4 protein-coding genes are annotated in these 3,433 nt (G+C 72.4%); all 4 read right to left on the reverse strand.

Going from position 1 to position 3,433, the window contains the following annotated elements; genetic code table 11:
• A partial coding sequence (locus AC08OV_RS24075; protein ID WP_476620376.1) for a hypothetical protein occupies window positions 1–276 on the reverse strand: 276 nt, incomplete at its 3' end.
• A 543-nt stretch (window positions 277–819) separates the two neighbouring features.
• The gene (locus tag AC08OV_RS24080; protein ID WP_476620377.1) at window positions 820–1,938 is read right to left on the reverse strand and encodes a DUF932 domain-containing protein; all 1,119 of its coding nucleotides are present in this window, start codon (window positions 1,936–1,938) and stop codon (window positions 820–822) included.
• A gap of 186 nt (window positions 1,939–2,124) precedes the next feature.
• Window positions 2,125–2,502: a hypothetical protein gene (locus AC08OV_RS24085; RefSeq protein WP_476620378.1), complete on the reverse strand. Its 378-nt coding sequence runs from the start codon at window positions 2,500–2,502 to the stop codon at window positions 2,125–2,127.
• Window positions 2,445–3,350: a DNA polymerase III subunit beta family protein gene (locus AC08OV_RS24090; protein WP_476620379.1), complete on the reverse strand. Its 906-nt coding sequence runs from the start codon at window positions 3,348–3,350 to the stop codon at window positions 2,445–2,447. The genes AC08OV_RS24085 and AC08OV_RS24090 overlap by 58 nt, the downstream gene beginning before the upstream one ends.
• Window positions 3,351–3,433: the final 83 nt, after the last annotated feature.

Here is a 3,433-nt window from a genome sequence, read left to right on the forward strand (position 1 = left end):
GCCGTGGTCGGGGTGGGCGCAGTCGGACCGGTCGGCACCGGTCAGGTCGCCGTGGACGTGGCCGCCATCGACGTAGATCTCGAATGGCGGGGCGTCGTCGGCGAGGTGGAGGGTCACGGCGGTGTCGATGTGGATCAGCAGGATGCCGGCCTCGTCGAGGCAGGCGCTGATCCGCAGCGGGAGGTGGACGTTGCCGGGTTCCCAGCTGGCCATCGGGTGCGGGGGGACGGCCTCGAACACCTCGACAGTGCCGAAGCTGACAGGCATGTCGGGCATGGCAGCCTCCAGAGATAGAGAGGATGAGGGGGCGGTGCTGCGGCTTCCGGGATGGGCCGGTCAGCGGCGGGTGCGTCGGCTCAGGGCGTCGGCGCGGGCGCGGACGAGGCGCACGACGGTGAGCACGGTGGGCTGGGTGCGGTCCGGCGCCCGGCGCAGAACGTCGCGGTCGTAGGCGCCGTATAGCAGCCCGGCGGTGACGGTGTGGACGGCCTGATCAGCGTCGACGGCGGCGGGCCGGTGTCCGTTCGTGCTGCGGTCCAGCCGGCAGGCGGGACCGTCACCTCCGGCGGTAGATCCGGGGCGCCCGGAAGATCAGGGTCACGTGGGTCGGGTCGTGGTGCTCGACGTAAAAGCGCCGTCGGGCAGTCCGGTCAGGGCGTCGCCGAGGGCGCTGTCCGCGGCCGGCCGGTTCCTGGACCGGGCTTTCGCGTCGGTCGTCGGAATCGGCGCGGTCGTCGGAATCTGCTGGCAGCGCCGGTGGCGGGACGGACCCGACGCCGGTCCCGGATTCCGCGGGTCCGGGGCCGGCGTCGGTGTGGGTCAGCGGCGGGTGAGCAGCATCAGCTTGCGATGTGCCTTGTCCTTGACCTCGTCGTCGACGCCGTCGAGGAGGCGGGCGCCTCGGGCCGCCAGTTCGTTGCCCTTGAGCACGCCGCTGGGCCGGATCGTGGCGTAGTGGTCGACGTAGTCGGTGACGGCGCGCTCCGCGGCGTAGGCGGTGCGCCCGACCCGGTCGGACTCCTGGGCGAACAGGTCCACGACGGTGTCGGCACGCTCGGCGGCGCGTCGACGGGTCAGCGGGGACGCGTCGTCGTCGACGGGCCACAGGCCGTCGATCAGCTCGCGGACCTCGGCGATGGTGGCGTCGGTCCGGGCGAGGAGGGTCTCCTCGGCGGCGAACTGCTGGTAGTAGCGGCGGGACAGGCCCAGCGAGCGGCGGGCCTCGTCCATCCGGTCGGCCGCGTTGGTGGTGTGGCGCACCGTCCACTTCGTGTAGGCGTCGCGGACGGCGAACCGTTCGGTGTTCGCGCAGACCGGCCGCCAGGGTGTGACGACCACGGTGAACGGGGTCGAGCCGTCGTGGGAGTTCAGCGCGGCGACGAACGGGATGATCTCGTCGTTGATCCCGTTGGCGTCGACGACGACGCTGTCGGGTAGGCGCAGCGAGACGAAGGTCCGACGCCCGCCGCGCAGCGCCCCGGCCGACTCGAAGGTGACGTGGTAGTTGTCGACGAGGTCCTGGAGGAACTCGAACGAGGCCCGGTTCTGCAACGGGTTGTAGACCTTGCCGACGACGCCCAGCGCCGCGCCGGTGTCCTCGCGGACGGTGACGAACCTGTCCTCGACGGTCCGGGACCCGTCCCGCCACAGGTAGTGGACCGGGCGCAGGGAGACCTCCCAGTCGATGTGGGCGAGGCGTAGCACCTCGTCGACGTCGCAGGTACCGCCGGGGACGACGGTGCCCAGGCCGTGCCAGGCCGGGGTGGTGGTGTAGAGCGCGGCCTGGCCGGAGGTCGTGTCGAGGCCCTCCTGTCCGAGGACCTCGCTCTTGTCGGCGAACACCCACGACCCGTCGTCGCGGCGGGTCGCGCCGCCGCGCTCGATCGCCGCGCGGCGCTGGTCGAACAACTGCTCGTTGACATCGACGACAGTGGACATGGACAGTTCCTTTCCTTTCGATCCATACAGGGCGTGGTGCAGAACCCGCTGGCCTCACAGGGCGTGGGTCGCCGCCCTGCTGGCGAGGGCGGGCACGGCGTCCCGGGCGTGCGGGCGGCGGGTTGCGCGGAGATGGCGCGGATGGGCCGCGCCTTGATCCCTGACAGCTGGGTGAGGAGCGCAGGATCAGGCGTCGGTGACGATCGGCATGATCAGATGGCGGAAGGCCGCCGGATCGGCCAGTTCGTCGGGTGTCGCCGTGAGCAGCACCGGCTTGGCGACGTCCGCAGGTAGGTGCACGGTGATCGTCGGGCTGGTGAAGCTGTCGATCGCGTCGAGCAGGTAGCCCGGCGTGAACACCCAGGGCCTCGGCACGTCGAGGCCGGTTACCTCGGCGGGCACCTCTGGTGCGGTGACCTGCTGTGGCCGGTCGCTGAACCAGGGAGCGACGACGATCGCCCCGGGGTGCACCGTGACCGTGGCCCACGTCTGGGTCGTGCGGGCGTTCAGCAGCGCGGTGACCCGGCGGACCTGGTCACGCAGCCGTGCCCGGTCGACGACCACGGCGCAGGCGGTCTTGGTGGGCAGGAGCCGCTGGTAGGACGGAAAAGTCCCGTGAACGGTGCGCGTGACGACGGTGAGGTCTCCGCGGTGAAGCCCACCAGATCGGCCTGCGCACCGCCCGCGGCCAGCGGGCCGACGCCGATACGGATTTGCCCACCGACCCACCGTGAAGCGATCTTGCCGAGGGTTCCGGGGATCGTCACGTCGGGCAGCGGGGCGTCGAGGTCGCCGACGGCTCCGATCGCGGCGACCGCGAGCCGGTAACGATCAGTCGTGGCCAGCCGCAGCAGCCCGCCGCTGTCGTGGCGCAGGTTGACGCCGGTCAGGATGGGCAGCAGGTCGTCGCGGCCGAGGGCGGGCGTCACCCGCGTAAGCGCGGTCGACAGCTGGCCGCCGTCCACGGCCAGGCGGGCAGGCGGCGGGGACGGCGGCGGTGGATAGTCGGCCGGGCGGCTCGCGGTGACCGGGACGGTGAACCCGGCAGCGGACAGCGTCGGCGTCGCCGGGTCCGGCCCGTCCAGGGTGACCGGCAGGGCGGCGGCGTCGCGGCGCTTGTCGCCGGTGGCGACCGCGCGCAGCAGACGGGTCAGTTCGCGGTGATCGCAGACGAGCCGCCCCGGCGCGAGCGCCGCGCCCGCCAGCCGCACCGACAGCGCCAGCGTGTCGCCGTAGGCCGAAACGATGAGCGTTTCGTCGTCCTCGCTGGTCAGCAGCACGCCGGACAACTGCCGGTGGTACGTGCTCGTCGGGACTGCGTGCGCGACGAGCGCGAGGGAATCGGCGAGCTGCCCGCGCGCGGCGTGCACGACCAGGCCGCCGTCGAGCAGCGGCGCGGCCGAGGCGGACATGGAGATCACCTTCCAGACTGTGTGCAGACATCGCCGCGATCTGCGCGGCGACGGTGGCCCGCGTCGCCGTCCCCGGGGTGGGG

Source organism: Frankia sp. CeTa3Moorea (assembly GCF_978021225.1).